The following is a 22,031-nucleotide window of genomic DNA, read 5'->3' on the forward strand; positions in this document are numbered from 1 at the left end:
AATTATTCAAAACAGATTGACTTAAACATAAAATAGTATGTATATTATCTTTAATTGAATAAAGTTATTCAATTTATCTGCTAAAATAATCTTAAATAGAATAATTATAGCCAATATATCATGTTGTTGGTTAATCCACCAAATAAAATAGCGGGATAATTTTACTTTTAATGAATAAGTTAGCTATTAAATAAGATAGTCAAAGGAGAATTACTCATGGAGAACAATTCCAAATTACAAATTTATAAAGGAATTATTCAATATATTTTGGAGTCTACAAACTACACCTTAAAAAATATTGCAGATCTTTCAAATTCATCAATTAAAAATATTAGTGCCATTTATAGTGAAAACTTCGTACCCCATAATTTTTCCTCTGAAATGCAATTAGTACGGTTATATCAAATGATTCTTGAAATAAATAGTCGAGAAAAGCAGCTTAAAAAATATTTACCTCTTCCTAAAAATTTTAGACAACTTAGTGCATGAGTGGAGTAATCTATTATGAAATGGATAAAATTAAAAAAATATTGCGAAATATCGGGGGACACTTCTAATGCAGTTCACGCTAAACGAAAGCGAGGTATGTGGTTAGATGGTGTACAATGTAAAGTGGGGCCTGATGGTAATATATGGATTAATTTAGTTGAGGTTGAACGATGGGTGGAAAACGGCAACAAAGCAACGAATATCCGGTTGCGCGTGGGATAAGTGTTCGAGAGTTAGATTCCAGTAAATGTATTAGAATTGATTTTACGTATCGTGGTGTTAGATGTCGTGAAACTTTAAAAATTGAACCAACCAAAGCAAATATTAAATATGCCGAAAGGTTGAGAGGTGAAATTTTAAACGCTATTAGTCTGGGTACATTTAATTATCAGGATTATTTCCCAAATTCACAAAGGTCAAAAATGTTTGGCTATTCAGTGATGAAATCTACTGTGGGTGAGTTGCTCAACGAATATATGGAAATTGCTGAAAAAACACTTGAGCCCAGTACTTTTAATGGCTATAGAAAAGCATGTGAAGCACATTTATACCCAGCATTTGGCAATATTCCTATAAAAGATCTGTCATCCATGATTATTCGTAATTATGTGACAAAACTCGAATTGACGCTAAAAACCATACGAAATATTCTAACCCCATTAAGAAATACTTTAGATCAAGCATTAAATGATGGAATGATTACATCAAATCCTTTAGATCGATTGGTTTTATCTAAGTTAGTTGATAAAAAAACTCGCAGCAGTAATTGGGAGGTAGATCCATTTAATCAGGAAGAAATTAAAGCCATTCTTTCGGAGGCTAAAGATCAATCAAGGAATCTATTCCAATTTGCTTTTTATAGCGGTTTACGTACTTCTGAGCTTATTGCTTTAGAATGGGGCGATATTGATTGGTTAAATGGGATTGTAAGGGTATCAAGGGCCGTGGTTCTTAAAAAAGAAAAAGGCACCAAAACAAAATCAGGTCAACGCGATGTGCTTTTACTTCCTCCAGCACTAGAAGCTCTGCAAAATCAAAAAAAATTTACTTTCCTTGAGGGGACACGTGTTTTTTATAACCCTCGCACTAACACAGCTTGGGAAACAGACGGTCAAATTCGAAAAACCTGCTGGACTCATATTTTAAAAAAGGCAGGAGTTCGCTACCGCAACCCATATCAGACTCGCCATACTTATGCTTCTATGATGCTTTCCGCTGGTGAAAATTCCTTATGGGTTGCGAAGCAAATGGGGCATAAAGATACAGAAATGATTATTAAAAATTATGGTAGATGGATTCCTGACACATCAACTTTGGCAGGATATACAACAGTCAATGACTGGTCATCGCCATTGACTGGTCAAGTGAAAAAATAGTCTTAAGTAAATTTTCTTGATTGGGTTTTGATTCGAAGGCTTATTTTAGCCATTGAATTCACACAAAGCCCTTTAAATACAATTGATTAAAGATTCATTATTTCTTGATTGGAATTTGTTTCCGATGCAAATCAGATTATAACTTCTTCAACTCTTCATGCTCAAAAGCTGAGGTCATGCGGTCAATCTCCCTTTTTGTCAATCCTAATTGGCTAGCAACAGCTTGCCATTCACTCACGGCCATCGCAACCTCTTTTATAATTTCAAGTGCTCTTGTTTTTTTTATCCGAAACTCCTTAATAACGGAAAGCGCCAAATCAATAGAGGCCGTTGGATCATCATAATCTATCGACGTTGATAACATCCGTGCTTTCATTTCAACGGGGGTTGGGTTGACATCATAGGCAGGTGACAACCTCCAACCTTTATGACGTTCATATAAAAAACCATGGTTTCTTAAATGATCGTCTGTGTTTGAAATCAATACGGTAAAGATGATACGCCGCCACAGCTCTTCTAAGTCACTGTTTGGACTTGCACCGTGTTGAGTGATGGCGTATGCGATTTCAAGATAGCTGTGGAGGTCATTATCCTTTGCGCCTAACATACTCATTGCAGATAAGAATGGAACACGCCGACCTTCGTGACGGTCAAAACGGCGGAGAATCAGTACCGGTTTATCCATGATTGTTTCGAGACGCCAATCGGTTGTTTTAATACCCGCTTTTTCTGCAAGGGTCAGGGCAACAGCTTCCCAGACAACCACGTTAAATTCATCATCTTTTTTTGGAAATTTAGCAATTGCAAGATGACCGTCTTTATCTCTGACCGATGCTTTTGGCCGCGCCCCACCAAGAGATGAACCTGGTGCCAATAATATTTTCAAATCTTCAGCTGTTTCCTCGTCATTAAGATAATGTTCCGTTGCAGAAAGTAATCGAGGTAGGCTGATTAAAGGTGGTATGCTTTCTTTATCTTTTGAGGTTAAGTAAGGCCCGCCATCTTTTAGTGAGAAACGTAAAGCGCCCTGACGAGCTTCATCATTAACGCCTAACAGATAATCGACTTCTGACAATGTTCTTGCTGTCTCGGCCATTGATTTAGCGCGCACACTTTCTGCTCGGCGCATCAAAACACGACCCCAGCGATCAGGTGCCGAATCACCAATAGCACCGAATAAAATCTGGTCTGGGGTGGTATGAAATGCGCCAGAGGTTAATTGAAGAGCTGGATCAAGAGCAAACTTTTCCGAATGTTTCAGCCATTCAGGATCATATTCAAAGGACGCACTTTGCCTTGCGCCACGCTGATGAAACCAGAGCTTGCCGACCTTGTGAGTTATTTCGCCAAGCTCAATCGAAACATAAATTTCTTGGCTACTCATTTGCTTCCCCTTTATTACCTTGTGGCGATCTGATTCTTTTAGGTAGACTTTCTTCTTCAAGTTCACGCCCGACAATATCGTGAGAGGCATCAGCAACGCGTGTCAAATGCTCAGACATTCCTAAAACAAAAAGAGCAGACGCATACGCACCCATAGATACGTTTGGATCGCCTTTTTCAATTCTGGATAAAGTGGGGCGAGAAAAACCGCAACGTTCAGACATAAGCTCCATAGCTATACGACGACGACGGCGCGCATCACCAATATTCTTGCCCAATATTCTTAAAACTTTCTGTACCGGAATGGGCAAATGTGTTTTTTTACTCATTTCTTAACCCTTAATGTATCATAAGTTTTACATTATATGATTTAATGTAAATTATATGTTACATTAAATGAAGAAGCAAGGAACAGAAAACTCAAGAAGTTAATAGGCTTAAATGTGAGATCGCGGCTTATGATTTTAGGTGATAGAGAAAAAGCATCAAAATTGACCCATTTACGCCCCAGAATTAGCAAGTAGAAAATTAGGCATATATAAATCAATAAGTTACGAGAAATTGTCGCGGGTTCGATTCCCGCCGCCTCCACTTAACTCATTGATTTTATTATGATTAATGTATAATCTTAAATAAACGGCTCCATTAGCATGGTTATCACAGAAATGAAGATGATAATTCAGCGTTCGTCTTAGGGTGGTATTGACGATAAGTTGGGATGGTTTCTCCATTTTCTTGTAATCCACACCCATCTTTCCCCATATCTCTAATCTTATTAAACGCATCCTGCGCTGCTTTTTGCGCTAGTTCTACTGTTTTGCCTTGGGTGGAATCCCATATCTTTTTCCCATCAGGATCCATATAAGGAGATTTATTATCTTCCGCTGCTCTCTGGTATTGCCTTAATACATCATAATTGCCTACATGATAAGCTTCCAATATTTCGGTTAGCGCTTGGATTTTCAAATCTCTTTTTTTATCCTGATGATATAAGCGGGCAGAAGATGCCCGGTCTTTACGTAAGGCTGCAATATGTAAGCGGATCTCACCTTCTATGCTTGGGTCAGGTTTATACTCCTCTAATTGTTTACTATCAGAAAATTCTTTTTTCCGCTCTCGATTGTTGTCTTCCTTGTAATCCTTGTATGCAGATGGAGGTAACTTGGGTATAAGGAGACTATGTTTAGGGAAAAAGGTCATTTCGGCAGTATTAAAGCAATCATCGCTCCGGACCCAGCACCCTAAAGTATTGCTGAGCTTTTTTTGAGCCTCTTGACGTTTGGCATCTGTTTGACTCCCATATTTCGTGAAGTCGGTACCCCAAAAAACACGAATGCCTTCATGCGACTGTACGAATTGACGTGCCAAAGACATGGGATTATCCTTATCTGTAGTGGCATCGTTCTTCTCATAGTGTCTGGCATGAGTAAAAAAAACGTCTGTTTTTTTTGTTACTGGATTGATGCCGAGGATGGCTAATCCCATACATCCATTGAGGCCTGAAGTCCATAACATATCCACATCAGAATGCTCGATATCTTCGATAACCAATCCCGGACCCTCCCCTGTATCATTACCACTTAAGCCAATGACATGATCTATTTTGGTTTCAAACCAACTGTCTTTGCCCACTTGAGTTCCTTTAGGAAATGAAACGTCATTCCCCCAGTAATGATCACATGAATATAACGTATCTGGATTGAGTTCTTTAGAATACATGATTAGCACAGGATTTGATGAGCCGTATAAAAAGTATAGTAGGAAAAAAAGAGAACAATTGCGCAATAAGGGTGGATAAATCAGGGCGAATCAAGAGTCTAGCAAGTCTAGGGTCAGATCTTGCTATTTGCCTTTATCCATAATTCAGGAATTAATTCTTGATAATTATTTCCCGATGTATTAATTTTCCTTCACATAAATGGGATCAGGTCTTTCCTTTATCCCTAGAGGAAATAGGAAAGACCTGATCCTAATCTGTACATGATTTGTGAAACTAGTACTACCCATTAAGGACAGGAAATCCTCGAGCGTGAAACAATGTTAGTTTTAATTATTCACCACTTGGAGTTTTAAACCTCATCCATACTTCATTTATTTTTTAAATATAAATTTAACTGATGCTTCATTATGCATTTGCCTTGCACCAGAACTTTAAATTGTTTGGTTTGATCGAGCTTGCTTTTCATAAAGCAGATGATTTTCTAAGCGGGAGGCAAGCCAACCCCTAAGTAAAAAACCAAAATTAGGAGATTGCAGACATAATTCGTCTAATCTATCATGGCTTACTACATAAAGAACGCTGATAAAAATCTAGTTTTTGACCTCCATTAGAATGTTTACAGCTCTTATCGCATTTTAAAACATTTTTACTATTCTCTACTAATATAATCTTCCCAATTATTAATAGGTGCGTATCCTCTTTTAGAAGTTTCATTAGGAATCCATTTGCCATAGGTCTTCATAACCATTTCAGTATCAACATGCCCCATTTGGTATACGTATGTCTTGTTTGATAAGGATTTCTATATCTAATACCTGCTCGTTTAATAGTATGTATCCAAGCAGTTCGCCGGATTTGGTGATCGGTTTCCCATGGTTGATTCGTCCGTGGATTATGAAAAACACGTTTACCCGCAATTGTTTTTGTTCCTTTAATCTGTTTTTTAACTAGAGCTCTGACGACATTTATTATCCCATGAGCTAAATCAACATCTTCCCATTCAAGAGCTATAAGTTCGGGTGTTCTTAATCCTGTAAAAAAAGCAAACTGAACGAGACTCCTGATCTGTTCGTGGTGCGTTGTATCTAAAATAGCTTTGACTTCATTTTTATCAAATGGGTCTATTTTGAAATTACTTTTGCTGGTTAGTTTGCTTAACAACTTAGAAATAACAATTTTATCCAGCGGATTACTCTTAATGTACTCATCATTAAGTGCTTGTTCAATGATCGCTCGTAGAGAAAAAACCTTGGTAACATTTTATTCCACAAAATGAGCGAATTAATGATTGAATCTATTGACGCTCAGGAATGTAAGGAGTTAAAAGCGTATTCAGCACAAGATTCACGATTCAAGGCCTGACCCTTTGAGCTGAGATTGATGATGTCAGATCTCAAAAGGATTTAAATCTATATAAACAGAGTTTTCTTGGGCTGAAGCTTTTTCATTATTTAAAAATTCACTTAGTCCAGCTAACCAAGTGTGGAATGGATCTTCGTTTGCATCAGCTTTAATAAAAAATGAATAGAACATTTCTCCGTATGTTAACGGCCTTTTTTGTTTTAACCCACGTTCTATTAGATATTTATATGCATCATATTGTTCAGCGTCAATATTGATATTAGTAATTTCAACTTTTTTAGTTTCTTCTGTGAAATGGTTAAATCGAGGGTCGTTCGAAAATTTATTCTTTACTTTTTCAATTTCATCAAGAAATTTATACTTAAAAGGATATACTGCTTCTTTTTCTACTAACTGTGGATTATTAGATAATAAATCATAAACATAAAAAACAACATCATTAAGAGTTTGGCCTGGAGATAAAATCAATGTAGGTTCTTCCAAACTGTCGATATGAACAATAAATTTTCCAAATGAATTGTTTAAATTTAATGCAATCGTGTCGGATAGAACAAAATGAAATAAAGGTTTCTTAATACCTAATGCTTCACCTTCCTTTCTGAGCAAACCAAAATGGTGTTCCCTGCATATTTCTATGCCTATTGTTTCATTTCCAAAACTAAAGAAAAAAGCCTTGTTCTTTTCTTTCGCAGGGTGGTGGATTTCTGTTTTTCCAGCTTCGTCAGTAGGTGCAAGTTTATCATGTTTTCTAGTACCTTCTGCATTAAATAAAAAAGCGGTAGATCTCACTGCTAGAATAGGCTGAGTTGAGGCGGATTCTATGACTGAATTAATTTTTTCGCGTTCTTTTTTTATATAGTGTTTATCGACGTTTTTTGTTTGCTGTTCTTCAATTTCAGCTAAATACTGATAAGAATCATATAAAGCATGAATTTCCTTTGCCTTTTCTAAGTTAATTTCTTTACGAGTTTTTATATTCCCACTAATAATTAATAAATTAGGAAATTCTTTGCACAAATTTTGTATTGTTGATTCAAAAATTTTTTTATCAACATCTGAAATTGACTCATCGGATACTCCATATTCTCTCCATGAAATAATCCACTTGTCCATTGGATGAGTTTTAGATAAATTGTTACAAACATTTCTGATAGACTGGGTAACCAAATCTGTTTTTCTTAACGTAGATAGCCTACTAAAGTCGCCAAAATTTTCCGAATACTTACTTATATCTAAAGCTACAATCACTGTTTTTTGAAGGTTATGCTTTTCTTCCATCGCTAACTTTTGATTTAAATAGTTCTGTTTATAAGTATAGTAGAGTCAGAAAATAAGGAGGGTTAAAATCAACGTGCTATATAAATCCGGCAAGTAACTGATATAGCGGTCTGACAAAAAATCTTCGTTAATAAACAATAGGATGCCCCAAAAAACTTAAGCTTCTGTTCTTAATAGCTATTTTCGAGTCCTAAAATAAGAAATGATGATTATTGGCCAATAAATTCTATGCTGAGATCAATTTTTTTGAAATGTCTCTGTACCAATCACTTTATTTTCAGTCCAGAAAGGCTCTCTTGATACATTTTTTTCTTCAATAATTTTTTTATCAAAAGCGGATGATTTTCTCTAAACTCTTCAATTGAGCGATACCCTAAAAGTTCAAGCGCCTTAGCTACTGACAGTACTTGATATCGTGGTCTACCATAGAATAGTTCATAATAACTGCAATACTGCCAATCCAAGGAATTTTGAACTCGTTCAGTCCGAACCATATTTAAATCAATATAAATAACACAACGATGAAAATACTCATCAATTTCAACAACAGAGAAGCCAATCGACAAGTGCTTGATCAAGCGTCCTTGAGTTCTTTTAATGAGTGCATTCATTTGGATAATGAGTTGTTGGCAATGTTGCTCGATAACTGGATTTGATTTTTGCTGTTCGTACCAATATTGTAAACCAGCATGTATAGGCACTGAGATTCAGGTACTTATTTTCATTTAAAGATGTATGGCTTACACCAAATAACTCTTTCTAAAATATTATTTAAGTAGAATTATTACGAATGTATGGAAAACGACCCGTGATAAACTGGGGCATTATTTTTCCAAGAGTAAACCATCTATATCCTCTGCTTCCCCAGGATTAATTGAACCCTATACTTATTGCTTTTCAAAGCATTGGATAATCAATCAACTATAATAAAAGTTAACAGTATGAGATCATGATTTAAGAGTAATGTAACTCAATAGTTTTATTAGGATTAAAAGAATCTAAATTGTGTGAGATTGTTCTTTAGGATAGGACATGTTATGGATAATAGGTATAGATATGTAGGTAAATCTTGCTGAAGTTGAAACAATGATTTTAAAAATTCCACTCTAAAGCGAAACGAATCTACTACTCGCTTACATTTTTATAGATCTGTAAAGAGTGGTTTAAGGAATTTTTTTTATGATAAAGAAAAACTCGGGGGATAATCTTTCAGATATAATGCATGAGCCGATCGCTATTGTGGGAATAAATTGTCAGTTTCCTGGAGTTAATGCGGATATCGAAGATGTTGATGCATTTTATGAGATGTTAATTAACGAACAGACCTCAATCAAAGAAGTGCCTGCAAATCGCTGGGATATTGACAGGTATTATGATCCTGATAGACAGAAAGACGATAAAATAGTGAGTCGAAAAGGAGGTTTTCTAAATGAGCCTCAGTTATTCGATGCTGCTTTTTTTGAAATAGCTCCCATTGAAGCCAAACAAATTGATCCACAACACCGACTGTTTTTAGAAGTATCCATTCGCGCATTAAACCATGCCAATATCCCCCTTGGTTCATTAAAGAATTCAAATACCGCGGTGTACTGTGGGATCTCTACTAACGACTACAACCAGCTGAATTATAAAGACAATATAAAATTTAATGCATATACCTATATTGGTTCTGCTGACAGTGCGGCAGCAGGCAGGCTTTCTTATTTTTTAAATTTAAAGGGACCATGCATCACGGTGGATACAGCATGCTCTTCCTCTTTATCAGCGCTTTATCTTGCAACCACGGCATTAAGAAATCAGCAATGCGATATGGCAATTGTTGGCGGAGTCCATCTTAATCTTTGTCCTGAAATTTTTATCGGCGTAACCAAGGCAAATATGCTATCAGCTCTTGGCCAATGCAGTAGCTTTGATGCTAAAGCCGATGGTTATGCACGTAGCGAAGGTTGTGGTGTTGTGGTAGTTAAACGGTTACGTGATGCGATAAAAGATAATAACCAGATCCATGCGGTGATCAAAAGCATTGTCATGAATCAGGATGGTGGTGGAATGGGCATGGCTGCGCCGAATATAGAGGCACAAATTGCGATGCATCAATCTGTGTTAGAGCAAGCTCATTTAGCAGCAAGCGACATTGATTATATTGAAACACACGGAACAGGTACCGTTGTTGGAGATTCGGTTGAATTTAATGCGATTCAGCACATACACCAAGGCCAGCATGACCAAGACAAACCTCTGATTATCGGTGCATTAAAAAGTAATCTAGGCCATACAATTTCATCATCGGGAATCGCCTCACTGATTAAAGTAATCGAGGCATTCAAGCATGAAACCATACCAGCAAACCTACATTACGCAACACCAAACAGCTCAATTGATCCGGAAAGCATACCCGCGCTGATACCTGTTAAGGCAATACCTTTTACGAAACATCTCAATAAAAAGAGGTATGCACAAGTATCCAATTTTGGTTTTACGGGTACCAATGTGAGCGCTATTATTGAGGAGCCCCCAAGTTTTACATCAAAAGAGCCAATTGCGGATAACGGTGAACCCGTATGCTTTGTCATTTCAGCAAACAGTGAATACTCATTGCAACACATGATGGCAAGGTACTTACACTATTTAAAGGAATCCTCCGTAAGTTTGCACGATGTGTGTTATACCTTAATCAATTGCCGAGACCATTATAAATTTCGCTGCGCCATCATTGCAAAAGATAAGAGGGAGTTAATCAAGGCAATAGAGTCTAAAGATTATGAATTGAAAAGAGTAACGATAAAAGAAGACATCAAACTCACTGGAAATGATGCAAATCAGATGTTTAAGCTTTATCTATCCGGTGCCAACATAAGATTAGATGAGCGTGATAATCAATACAATAAAGTTGATTTACCGTCGTATTACTTTGATAGAAAACTCTATTGGCATGATCCTAGAAGCCCTAGCATTAGGGCGCAATCATCAATTAATGTGCCCCAGAAGATGGCAGACGATGCAATCGCCATTATAGGAATGAGCTGTTCACTGCCTAATGCACCTGATATTAAGGCATTCGAAAGGTTGCTTGAAGAAGGGCTGAGTGGCATTAAGGATATTCCAATTGAACGATGGGACAATGAAAAATACTATAATCCAAATAAAGATGTCCCAGGAAAATCTTACGTTAATAAACTTGGATTAATAGAGAATATTAAAGATTTTGATGCGAATTTTTTTGGTATTAGTCCCCGTGAGGCGCAATTTATGGAGCCTCAACATCGAATTTTTTTAGAATGTTGTTATCTGGCTATGGAAAATGCAAACTACCCTCCCAGTTCTTTGCGTGATAGTTTAACCGGTGTGTTTGCTGGCGTGGGTCCTATTGGTACGGGATATTACCCACATCAAAATGAAACATTAAATTTTTATTATGTCACCGGTAATGGAGTAAGTTATATTCCGGGTCGAGTGGCATATATTTTTGATTTTAAAGGACCATCCATAGGTTTTAGTACTACGTGTTCTTCATCTTTAGTTGCCATTCATTATGCGTGTCAGAGCTTAAAAAATAGAGAAATCGATTGTGCCTTGGCTGGTGGTGTGAATATCATATTAATGCCAGAGCTAAATATAGCTCTTTGCAACGCAAAGGCGTTATCGCCAGATGGTCAATGTAAAACCTTTGATGAGGGTGCAGATGGGTATGTGCGCTCCGAAGGTTGTGGGGTCATCTTTCTTAAAAGACTAGCGGACGCGGTTCGCGATAAGGATACAGTTTTAGCGGTTATTAAAGCTTCAGCAGTTAATAATGACGGAAAATCTATGGGCTTTACTACTCCTAACGGTAAAAGCCAAGAAGAAGTGATGTTGCAAGCTCTGAAACAAACTGAGTTATCGAGCAGTGATATCAGCTATGTTGAAGCACATGGAACAGGCACTCCTATAGGTGATCCTACCGAGGTTCATGCTATTAATAACGTCTATGGATGTCAGCGTAGCAAAGATAACCCATTATATCTCGGGGCGGTTAAAACAAATATAGGTCATCTTGAAAGTGCCTCTGGTATAGCAGGTGTTATTAAAACGATTATTAGCCTACAAAAGAAGAAAATTTATAAGAATTTAAATTTTAAGAAATTGAATCCCAACATAAAACTAGATAATACACGTATCGCTCTGCAAAATATGGATTGGAATATGGGTGCACAACCCAAATGCGCAGGGGTCAATTCTTTTGGCTTCAGCGGTACGAATGCCCATCTTATTTTGCAAGAATTTGCTGTAACGGCAGATCAAAGTCCACCTCAACCAGCCAGATTAAATGTACTGGTTCTATCGGCAAAAACCCAAACCTCATTAGACCATTTGGCAACACGATATCAACCGTATTTAGAAACAACAAAAGATAGTTTTAGTGATGTATGTTTTACCGCTGCCACTTGCCGAGAACATCATCCTTATCGGTTGGCTGTGGTTGCTAAGAGCGCTGCTGAGGCCGGGCGATTGTTAGATATGGGCCAATTTGCATCATCGCAGGAGAAAAATAATCCGTTTGATTTACAAGATGACGCCGCATTAACGTCATTGCTTACCGATTACTTGCAAGGCAAAAACGTAGACTGGAATTTATACTATAAAAATTGTGGTCATAGTTTTATAAAAGTAACGCTTCCTAACTATGTGTTTGACCGGAGAGAATTTTGGTTTGAAAAAAGGGACTCTTTAATGAGTATAAGTAGTGATTCAGGACAGGCGAGCTCAGTCTCGGGCAATGAATCTCACTTGAATCATCTCTATGAAATAATCTGGAATAAGATTAACGTAAACTTACTAAGCACACCTGATATCCCTGATTTTTGGGTTATTGCGCAAGATGAAATGAAAGCGAAACAAGTATTTGGCCATTTTGTTTACCAGCGCATAGATGATGTGAATACATTAGAGAGTATAGAAAATAAAAATATAATCTTCTTTTATGAAGAAGGGCAATTTACTGCGTTGTTTCATTGCTGTCAAAAAATGTTTAAATCATGCCCGAGCAGCTTTATATTAGTTACAGAAAATGCTTATAGCATTTATGGGAAAAATAAAGTAAATCCAGAGCATACTATGGCAAGTGCTTTTTGGAAAAGCTTTAGAAATGAGCTCGGACTCAGCAGAAATTATACGATTGACTTGGGTGCTAACGGCAATTTGAACAAGCTTTTAACCTATGTATTTGATACTAAAAATTTGGAAACTCAATTTGCAGTAAGAGATTCGATTTATGTCCCCAGGCTAGAAAAAAAACAATTGTCTCCTGCTCCTGAGCAACAAAAGACATTATTCGATAGAGGGGCAAGTTACCTCATTACAGGGGGCACTGGAGGCTTGGGAAAGGCATTAATTGAATATCTTATTCTTAGAGGTGCTAGACATATTATTATTACTAGTCGCTCTGAATGTTCAATGGATGTAAAGGACTTGATTTCGAGTGCAAGAAAAAAACAAGTCTACATTAGGCATTTTGCTGCTGATGCAAGTAATTATCAGCAAATGAAGCAAATATTTGAGTATGCTAAGCAAGATTCCAAACCCCTCAGAGGAGTGTTTCATCTCGCAGGCGTCATTAAAGATGGCTTGATTGTCAATTTACGCGATGAAGATATCCAAACTGTTTTACGCGCGAAAAAGGAAAGCGCTCTTATTCTGCATCAATTATCTAAAAATATTCAGTTGGACGTGTTTGTTCTATTTTCTTCTATAGCCTCAGTACTCGGATCAAAAGGGCAGTCAAACTATGTTGCTGCTAATGGATTTTTAGATGGGCTAGCGCATTTACGACATCAGCTGGGTTTACCCGCAATTACGATTAACTGGGGCCCTTTTCATACGGTGGGGATGGCGGCAAATCTTACGCAAGCTATGAAACAACAAGGTTTAATTCCTTTAGATAAAGACAGTGTGGATATTCTTGATGTTTTATTGACACATCAGGTGACGCAAATTTCAGTATGTCCTATTGATAGAGATATTTTTTTCAAAAACGAACCGAAACAAAAGAGGTTTTTTGCTCAGAGCAGGGAGGCTCCTGCACCAGCTCAGCACTTTTTAAATTCTCTTCGAGAGCATGCCCATGAAGAGCGTGTCACTATGCTGAGTTTGGCTTTATGTAAAATTACTGCAGATGTGATGGGGATGCCGGAACTGGATCAAACCGCAGCACAAGATGATTTGTACTCGATGGGGATGGATTCATTGATGTATTTGGAAATTAGAAACCGAATGCATGATAAGTTGCAATGTCCGTCGCTTAGCATACCCATAGAATATTTTCTTAATCAGCCAAGCATTAATAAAATTGCCAGGAATCTTGCAAATGAATTACAAAATATTTTTGAAAAAGAAACCGCTAATCACGCCCAGAGTAAAGAGGTTTCTGTACCCGATCAGCACTTTTTAAACTCTCTTCGAGAGCATACTCATGAAGAGCGAGTCGCTATGTTGAGCTTGGCTTTATGTAAAATTACCGCAGATGTTATGGGGATGCCGGAGCTGGATGAAACGGCGGCAAAAGATGATTTGTACTCAATGGGGATGGATTCATTGATGTATTTGGAAATTAGAAACCGAATGCATGATAAATTGCAATGCCCATCGCTTAGCATACCCATAGAATATTTTCTTAATCATCCAAGTATAGATAAAATTGCCAGAAGTCTTGCAAATGAATTACAAAATATTTTTGAAAAAGAAACCGCTAATCACGTCGCAGAAAATCGAGTTTTAGAAGAAATAGCTTTATCTGATTATCAATACATATATTGGGTTGCAAATAAAATGGGGTATGCTATGAATTGCGGTATACACATACAACTTCATGGAAAACTCAATAAAGAATACTTGTTCAAAGCGTTTGATTTTGTTGTGAAGCAAAACAGTACTTTCTGGATAAACTTTAATGAAGATGCGCCGATCCAAATGGTGAAGAAAGACGGCCTATTTCAACTCAACTACGAAGACATTTCCTTAGATAATAAGAGGGAGGTGTTGAAGCATGGGTTCTATAGTAGTGTAAGGAGTATTATTCCATTAAACAGACAGCCACTGATTAGAGTATGGCTGTATAAGGTGCATCATGATTTGCATGAATTACATATCGTGATGCCTCACATTATATCCGATGATGATACGTGTAACATTGTACTTGCACAGGTTAAGCAAAATTACACTGCACTTACCCGTGGAGAAACACTCACCCCGATATCCGAAAAAGCATCTTTTTTTGATTATGTGAGACAGAATAATATTGATTATGCAAAAAATCTGAAAGATAAACTTGATTTTTGGTGGAGTTATAATAAAGGGGTTAAAGGATTAAATTTTGGTTCCGGAAATCATTTGCCTGATTCAGGGTTTGGCCGCTCAAAGCATTTGTTTCATTATACTATTGAGTCACAATTTATTGAAAAATATATCGACTGGCATAAAGAAAAAAATATTAGTATCAGCTCTGGATTAATTGCTGCGTGCCAAATTGTTTTGTACAAGATAAGTCAGCAAAATAAAATACCTGTCATACTATCTCATCAAGGTAGAGAGGGAAGTCAATACAAGTCAACCCTTGGTTTGTTCTCAGAGCGTAAAATGATAAACATTACCTTAAATGTGGAGGACAGCTATATTGACTCTATTTATTCAATTGAAGCGGAACTGTTAAAAACAGCCCCTTATCAAAAATGTTCCCAACTCATCAAAAACCAGAGGCTAAGAGGTTTTTCATTGTCCCTTGTTCAGTATTTGGTATATGCATTTAACAAAGCTTTTCTAACGAAACATTTTAAAAAAAGTAAACTAAACTCAATAGTAATAGACTACTATCTGAACTACTTAGCGCAACTCACATCAAGGAAAAAAAATATTTTAATCAAATCAAAGCTTAATAAAATGCTTCACTTGAATATCCCTTTACTAAAACCAAGTCCGCTGAACGTATGTATTAATATTACCGAGGGTTTTTTCAAAGAGCCTCCGCATATGAAGTTTGCAGATCTTGATTATAATTATGCCAGTCATTTTGCCAGTTTAGACCGTCCTATAGGCAATCAATACTTATGGATTATCTTTACCAGGAATCAGGATGGCGAATATCTAGTGTCAATTAATGGCCCTCTAACTGAAAAGTGCAACGATAAAATAGCCAGCGAATTAGTTAAGTTTATTAAAAAATTAGTAAAAAATGACGAAGCCAAAATTGCTGATTTAATAAGTGACTAAAATGAAAGAAGAAATCAAAACGTACAGTCAAGCTCTTAGAAAAACAAATAAAATACTTAAACAAAAATGTTATCATCGCTCAGATGCTATATTAATGAAACAGGATGTCGCGTCGAGCTATGAATGTTTTGCTAATTTTATTGAAGAGAAAGTTTTTTTAAACTGGGGTTTGTGGAATAAGAAAATATATAAGGAATACATGGCGTTAAATTTTGATATTTCTACCTTATCTCCATATCAAGATATTTATTCACCATTGCTTCTTTATTACCTGATCAAGCCATTAGTAAAAATGGAATTTTTCGATAAGAGATTGTTAGAGGTTGGTTGCGGCAATGGGCTCGGTTTACGATTGGGTTCTGAATTATTGAAAACTCAATATGCTTTAGGTGTTGATTTAGTAACTCCTTTGATAAGACATGCAAAGAGTAATTTTTATAAAAATGACCAAATAAATTATCTACAATCTGATGCGGAAAGCTTAGCGTTAAAAGATGAAAGTTTTGATGTGGTAACGAACCTTGAAAGTTCCCATCTTTACCCAATAATTGAGCTTTTTTTTGCTGAAGTGGAGCGTGTCCTCGCTCCTGGCGGATTCTTTTGTTATGCCGATATTTATTTTAAGAATAAACAGCAATCAGACAGATTGGAAGCATATATTAAGACCAGTAAGCATTTAAAAATCATCATAAAGAAAAATATTACCCGGATGGTTCAAGCATCTATCTACAAACGTCTCATTGAAGATGAAGCTGGACTTTGTAAAAGGGCTCAACGGATATTCGGCGATGATAATCCGATGCCGCTTACTGAGCTTCTTGCGCTAGCAGGCTCTAAGGGGGCAACTTTTCTGCCTTGGTGGAAAATAAGATTTAAAAACCCCACACTACGTTACTTGGCGAAGTATGCTCGTAAGGAAAAAGCGTGGGGTAAAAAATATTATTTTTATTATCTAATTCAGAAAGTGGCTTAAATCATAGGCTATTTAAGGGGGTACGTCGCATTGAAAACAACGTAGCCTTGGTGGAGCAGGGCGCAATCAAGGGTTTACCATACACGCGTGAAACTCGAGTGTATATTAAAAATTGGACTATACTCAAAACATTACCAATTAAATCAGGGATGCTATGAGCGACTTCACTATTAAAGACCATACATATCATACCAGTGGGGAAGTGAATGCAATTGGAGAAAAAGCCCCCCAATTTACCCTTACAGCCAGCGACTTAAGCCTGGTAAGGTTATCTGATTATAAAGATAAGGCTTTACTCCTTAATGTATTTCCGAGCATAGACACACCGGTTTGCTTTGGTTCTTGTGAAGTCTTTAATCAACCACATAAACAAGATGGTGAGGTTCTTTGTATTTCTAAAGATTTACCTTTTGCTTTAGCTCGTTATGAAAAAGAAAAAAAATTTGCAAATGTGCGTTTGTTATCTGATTTTAGGAATCATAATTTTGGCCACGCATATGGTTTAACCATAATCGATGGACCATTAGCCGGATTATTAGCCAGAGAAGTAATTGTTATTGATAAATATGGTTATATCGTCTATCAGGATTTTAGTAAAGATATTACTGACGCGGTCAATACCAAACGCGCCTTAGAAGCATTTAATGATGTATGTTAAAAGGAAATAGACATGTCGTTTTCCAAAAAATCATTTCAAAAAAAAGAAGAAATAGTAGGAAAAGGTAAACAAGCTATTGATAAAGCGGAGCAGGTAAAAGGAGTGATGCCTACAATTCAACAATTAGTATTTGAAGAAAATATGATAAAAGAGCGGTATGGAAATTTATCTGATGAAGATAAGTTGCTGCACGCTGGTCAAATAGCATCACAAGGGAGTGAGTTTGTATTAAAATCAGCAATGGCACTGATAGCGGTTGTCGATGTAAAAAACGCTATTATAAAACATGAAAGTGCAAACAAATTTCTTGGCGATGTCATTGGACATGAAGCTATGATGGCCGCATCATTAGCGCTTGTATCTGAAACCGGGCTGTATTTAAAAGATCTCAAAAAGCAGAGAATGCAGGAGCGTAAATTCCAAGAAATCGATGATGTTATTTTCGCATTACAAGATGAGTTAACAATTGTCAAACATGCTGTTTATACAAATTTAAATAACATAGAGCTGAGTCTAAAGGATCAAAACTCTTGGTATGATGACTGTCTATCTCTTTGTGATATAAACAGGAATCCAGAGTCTATACAATCTCTTCACTATATTAAAAGAGGAGATAAACTTTTAAAAAAAGGACAAATATCTGAAGTTGAACGAGTACTTAAAAAGAAAAGTTTGCAACAGCTTATAACCGAGCAATCTATCGCCCGAATGAACACAAAAGAACGCACCTTATCATTAGCTGATGTGTATCAAGCCGAAATTGAATCACGAATTGCTAGAATTTCTAATGATGAAATAAAAAATCAAATGAAACAAATTGTCATTGCTGAACAGCAAATTGAAAACCTCAAAGTAATGAAACCTGTCATTCACAAATTAGCTGTCGGCAATAGCCTAAAAGGCATACTTCTATCCTTGGTATTCATTACGGCAGTGACAATATTAGCGTCAGGTTTCTTAGTGGCACCATTTCTACCAATTGCTGTTGGCATAGTCGGCGCGTTGATCACTGTTACCGCGACCATTTTGGCTATGACAAGAAGAAAGATGGAAAGGCTCTCTCTTAAACTAGAAAATAACATAAGTGCAAGTGAAGAGGTTGTCGAGCAAGTTTTTCTAGGTTTATTAAATGATGACTTGAACAATAACTTCAGTTTATTAGTCACGGAAATTGAAGATGCATTTGATCTGGACTCACTTTTTGTCCCTGAAGACAGCCCCATAAATACTTTAAAAGAAATTCTTGATAAAGAGTTTGTTGATCCTATTGATGACGAAGTTACGGATTCTGATCAAACATTTGGCTATTTAGAAGCGCAGCAAAAAACAAACTCGCTTTCTCAAGATAAAAAACAACATCATTCAGCAAAGGTTTGTACCTATGCTAAAAGTATGCATCAGTTGTTAAGCTCAGATAAATTTCAAAATTTAACTTCTGTTGAAAAGCTAGCTAAAATGCAGCAATTAAACCTTGAGTTATTAAAACAAGGAAAAAAATGGGATCAATTTTCCCTAAGACAACACTGGCTATTTCAAGCTGTTGATAAATTAAACACTGCTGAGCCTAAAAAATGGGGAAAGATTCTTAGCCAGGTTGAGGCTGATCGTAAAAAGCTCAATACTCAACACTATTGGGCAAGAGATAAGCCACCTATTCTAAATTTTGTATCCTCTTTCGTAAATAACATTGATGATGTTTTCTCTCATCAAGCCTATTTGAAAACCTATCAAAAATACAGCTCAGCTGAAAAAGCTGCAGCATTTGCAGAAGTAAGTACAATTTTCACCGGTGTGCTAGCCAATGGTGCAGCGATTGTATCTACAGGGGCGAATGTTATTAATTTTGTAGGTACTACTTTAGAAGCAGGAAAGAGCATAAGTGACATAGGTGGGGCGATCGGGGGCATAGTTAGTCAAACTTGTCCTTTCATTGCTTTTGCTGGTGTTTGCATGGCAACTGTTGCTGGCTTCAAAGAACTAAGGAAATTCGTAGCCAAAAATGTAGAGCTTAATAAGCTGGATCAAATAAAAAACAAACTAGAAAATCAATTTAATGACTTTTTAAATAATGCAGATATCTCTGATCCTGTTTATCAATGGTTGAAATCTATTTTAGACGATGATTTTAGCAAGAAGATTGAAATTCCTGATGAGCGTGATGCAAAAGATCACTACGCTTTTCTATTTAAGAATACTGTTAAAGCGACACGTAAAAACATTGAGGATCTTGGGGCTCAAGTCGCATCAGACTTATTAGGTGAAGAAAAAACCTACTCTGAACTGATTTATGAACAAACTTATGCTCGCTTTCATGAAAAAGCAAAACTATTGCCAACAGCGCGAGTGTATCAAATGGCAATAGAAAAAAAAATCGAAAGCGCTTTATCGGATTTACCGGACGATGAAAAAGGAAATTACCGAGTTGCAATTTCTCAAGCTATTGCTTTTAAGCAGCACATGATTGCTTATGAAATGTATCAGCCCATGCTCAAGGAAACTAATAATGCTCGACTAATACAAGTGTTTGGTGCATTTACAATTGCTGCCGCATCCGCTGCCGTACTGGCAATTACCATTGCTTGCTCTTTTCCGCTAGCAATAGCGGCTGCCCCAATTTTACCTACGATTGCGATTGGTATTGTCATTGGCAGCGTGATAGCAGGTATTCTTCTTAAAATTCATAAAAAGAATATAGAGAAACAAGCCGTCAAAATTGAAACAGCACAAAAGCCATTTAAAGACAGCATAGTTGAGTTTTTTAATAAAACCAATGAGGAAGAATATAGCCTGCAGGATTTATTTAACATTGAGTTGCAAGTTCCATTTGGTTCTGACAGCAAAATAGAAAGATTAACTACTAAGTTGACTCAAGTTGTAGAAAATTATCTAGATAGTAGACCTCAAGAAAATAGAAGTTCAGAAGATTTCGCTTTTTACTTAGAGCCTATTTTAACTGAGTTACATGATAAGAGGATTGATCCCCAGCAAAAATTGTATCTTATTCAGCAAGCTCATGCCGATTACAAGCAAAGCTTATCCAAAATAAAAAAAGTAGGTGGCGGCAGTTCTCTTAGTATCTTTCTTAAATCATTAGATATGGATAACTTAGACGCTGCGCTACTAAAAGTTGATGAATATCTAAAGAAAACAACCCTTGGAAAGGGCAAAGAAGTCTTTCAGAAAAATAATGTCAACAAGTTGGTAGACAACATTACCCATACTCCGCCTACCCTCCCTATGACCAAGGTCTTGCAAGAAATAATAGCTAACCCTGGATTTAGCAAACTGTGTGCAGAGGATCAACTAGAAGCATTATTCTCGAGCTATGCAAAACTTGAAGGTATCCCAACTGGCGACCCACTTACTAAAAGAGCACAGTTAAGGGAGTTTATAGAGCGGTTTAGTAAAAATAGTCAGCTGAGTAATGATGAGCCAGACCCAATCATTGAAGAATATGATGATTTTATTGAGTATGATACCCATCAAGCCTTAAGTGCTGCTACAGCATTTGGTCTTTAGCCTAAAGAGCTCAACGAGGCTTAATAATCCCGCTCCATAAGACTGGTCTTATTAGTTGGATTTTTACATTATCTATCACATCAATCTGAGCAACCCTGAACTACCCAATGCCTGCCCAAATAGACCCCAATTTTCTTTTGAAGAAATTGTCCGCTTTTATACGCAACGTGAATCCCAGTCCTAAATAGACCAATCCCCATAAATTTTAAACAAAATATGGGGCATCTATTATTAGTTGAACTCAGCTGTTGTTACGCTGTTTTGTATAAAAAACTCATGGTCTTCTATCTCTTTTATAAATTCACTTCCTTCTGTACTGATGATTTCCCACGCACGCTTTACTGCCGGTGTGATAGCTTCTTGTACCCTTGCTTTTAATTCTTCGATGCGCCCATTTTTTTCATAAGCATATTGAACCAGAGCAAAGGGGAATAAGCGGTTTGTGACTCCTTTACCCTCTAATTGGTATTTTTCTATTAAGGGGCTTGTCTGCTCTAGTTTCTGACAATGGTCTACTGTATATCGCATCATTAATAATACAGTGACTCTATAGACAAAGGCTTCAAGTGAATAAGCTGGTTTTTGGGGAGGAAGGACTACAAAATCACTAATACACATTAAAAAAGGGTGACTCATTGAACTGGCTTGTGGATTTAACTGTAACGATACAGTGGGGTGATTATTGTTAAACTCTTTCTTTACGAGTCTAAGGACAGTTTCAATTAAGGGGGCTCCTTTCTTTGGCCATACGATATCCCTTATTTCGGGGATAAATTTATCCTCTAGCTGTTTAATTAACTCGGGAGCAATGGGAGGATTACTTTGCCAGTCAAGGACAATACCATACTCCCAAAATAATTTGGGGAGGGGTATTTCAAAAGAAGTTGAAGTTTCTTCATTTTTAAAAAATTGTACGGAAAGCACTTATTTCTCCTTGCTGAATGACTTGGATTGGTATGAAAAATCAGAGTAGCCAGGAAGATAAGGTAATTTACGTTAAAGAAAGAAAAAATGGGTGATTTTACCCACACT

The 22,031-nt window shown here is 36.7% G+C and carries 12 protein-coding genes and 2 pseudogenes; 7 read left to right on the top strand and 7 right to left on the bottom strand.

What is annotated here, in order from left to right:
• The first annotated feature begins 216 nt into the window (after positions 1–216).
• Entirely contained in the window at positions 217–489 is a 273-nt protein-coding gene (locus tag Lpar_RS05000) for a hypothetical protein (protein ID WP_058516884.1), read from the top strand.
• Positions 490–659: 170 nt separating this feature from the next.
• Positions 660–1,865, top strand: a complete 1,206-nt coding sequence (locus Lpar_RS05005; protein ID WP_058516885.1) for a site-specific integrase — start codon at positions 660–662, stop codon at positions 1,863–1,865.
• Between the two features lie 136 nt (positions 1,866–2,001).
• Here Lpar_RS05005 and Lpar_RS05010 read toward each other — a convergent pair whose 3' ends face one another.
• From Lpar_RS05010 to Lpar_RS05035, 6 genes are all read right to left on the bottom strand, one after another.
• Positions 2,002–3,249, bottom strand: a complete 1,248-nt coding sequence (locus Lpar_RS05010; protein ID WP_058516886.1) for a type II toxin-antitoxin system HipA family toxin — start codon at positions 3,247–3,249, stop codon at positions 2,002–2,004.
• Positions 3,242–3,577 carry a helix-turn-helix domain-containing protein gene (locus tag Lpar_RS05015; RefSeq protein WP_006869944.1) on the bottom strand — a complete coding sequence of 112 codons (336 nt, stop codon included), beginning with the start codon at positions 3,575–3,577 and terminating at the stop codon, positions 3,242–3,244. Before Lpar_RS05015 ends, Lpar_RS05010 begins: the two co-directional genes overlap by 8 nt.
• Positions 3,578–3,905: 328 nt before the next feature.
• On the bottom strand, positions 3,906–4,967 hold the full coding sequence (locus tag Lpar_RS05020; protein WP_058516887.1) for a hypothetical protein: 1,062 nt from the start codon (positions 4,965–4,967) through the stop codon (positions 3,906–3,908).
• Positions 4,968–5,706: 739 nt separating this feature from the next.
• A complete protein-coding gene (locus tag Lpar_RS05025) occupies positions 5,707–6,129 on the bottom strand; it encodes a tyrosine-type recombinase/integrase (RefSeq protein ID WP_058516888.1) in 423 nt (140 codons plus the stop codon).
• A 225-nt stretch (positions 6,130–6,354) separates the two neighbouring features.
• The gene (locus Lpar_RS05030; protein WP_058516889.1) at positions 6,355–7,608 is read right to left on the bottom strand and encodes a hypothetical protein; all 1,254 of its coding nucleotides are present in this window, start codon (positions 7,606–7,608) and stop codon (positions 6,355–6,357) included.
• A 266-nt stretch (positions 7,609–7,874) separates the two neighbouring features.
• A complete protein-coding gene (locus Lpar_RS05035) occupies positions 7,875–8,309 on the bottom strand; it encodes a hypothetical protein (RefSeq protein WP_058516890.1) in 435 nt (144 codons plus the stop codon).
• Between the two features lie 478 nt (positions 8,310–8,787).
• Between Lpar_RS05035 and Lpar_RS19650 the strand changes: the two are divergent.
• From Lpar_RS19650 to Lpar_RS05055, 5 genes and pseudogenes are all read left to right on the top strand, one after another.
• Positions 8,788–12,102: pseudogene (locus Lpar_RS19650) on the top strand (type I polyketide synthase); the annotation flags it as partial.
• 840 nt (positions 12,103–12,942) lie between these two features.
• Positions 12,943–15,849, top strand: a pseudogene (locus Lpar_RS19655) (SDR family NAD(P)-dependent oxidoreductase); the annotation flags it as partial.
• Position 15,850: 1 nt separating this feature from the next.
• Complete coding sequence (locus Lpar_RS05045; protein WP_058516892.1) at positions 15,851–16,822, top strand: class I SAM-dependent methyltransferase; 972 nt, start codon at positions 15,851–15,853, stop codon at positions 16,820–16,822.
• Positions 16,823–16,976: 154 nt separating this feature from the next.
• A complete protein-coding gene (tpx, locus tag Lpar_RS05050; protein WP_058516893.1) occupies positions 16,977–17,480 on the top strand; it encodes a thiol peroxidase in 504 nt (167 codons plus the stop codon).
• Positions 17,481–17,492: 12 nt separating this feature from the next.
• Positions 17,493–20,999, top strand: a complete 3,507-nt coding sequence (locus tag Lpar_RS05055) for an AAA family ATPase (RefSeq protein ID WP_058516894.1) — start codon at positions 17,493–17,495, stop codon at positions 20,997–20,999.
• Between the two features lie 231 nt (positions 21,000–21,230).
• Here the strand turns inward: Lpar_RS05055 and Lpar_RS05060 are convergent, their stop codons facing one another.
• Positions 21,231–21,923, bottom strand: a complete 693-nt coding sequence (locus Lpar_RS05060) for a hypothetical protein (RefSeq protein WP_058516895.1) — start codon at positions 21,921–21,923, stop codon at positions 21,231–21,233.
• Positions 21,924–22,031 lie beyond the last annotated feature (108 nt).

It is taken from the genome of Legionella parisiensis, assembly GCF_001467945.1.
In the GTDB taxonomy this organism is placed as follows: Bacteria; Pseudomonadota; Gammaproteobacteria; order Legionellales; family Legionellaceae; genus Legionella; species Legionella parisiensis.

Bases quoted from the DNA above. Each gene is read 5' to 3' on its own strand.
- Lpar_RS05030 (WP_058516889.1), bottom strand. From the start codon at position 7,608: ATGGAAGAAAAGCATAACCTTCAAAAAACAGTGATTGTAGCTTTAGAT.
- Lpar_RS05015 (WP_006869944.1), bottom strand. From the start codon at position 3,577: ATGAGTAAAAAAACACATTTGCCCATTCCGGTACAGAAAGTTTTAAGA.
- Lpar_RS05020 (WP_058516887.1), bottom strand. From the start codon at position 4,967: ATGTATTCTAAAGAACTCAATCCAGATACGTTATATTCATGTGATCAT.
- Lpar_RS05045 (WP_058516892.1), top strand. From the start codon at position 15,851: ATGAAAGAAGAAATCAAAACGTACAGTCAAGCTCTTAGAAAAACAAAT.
- Lpar_RS05055 (WP_058516894.1), top strand. From the start codon at position 17,493: ATGTCGTTTTCCAAAAAATCATTTCAAAAAAAAGAAGAAATAGTAGGA.
- tpx (WP_058516893.1), top strand. From the start codon at position 16,977: ATGAGCGACTTCACTATTAAAGACCATACATATCATACCAGTGGGGAA.
- Lpar_RS05010 (WP_058516886.1), bottom strand. From the start codon at position 3,249: ATGAGTAGCCAAGAAATTTATGTTTCGATTGAGCTTGGCGAAATAACT.
- Lpar_RS05005 (WP_058516885.1), top strand. From the start codon at position 660: ATGGGTGGAAAACGGCAACAAAGCAACGAATATCCGGTTGCGCGTGGG.
- Lpar_RS05000 (WP_058516884.1), top strand. From the start codon at position 217: ATGGAGAACAATTCCAAATTACAAATTTATAAAGGAATTATTCAATAT.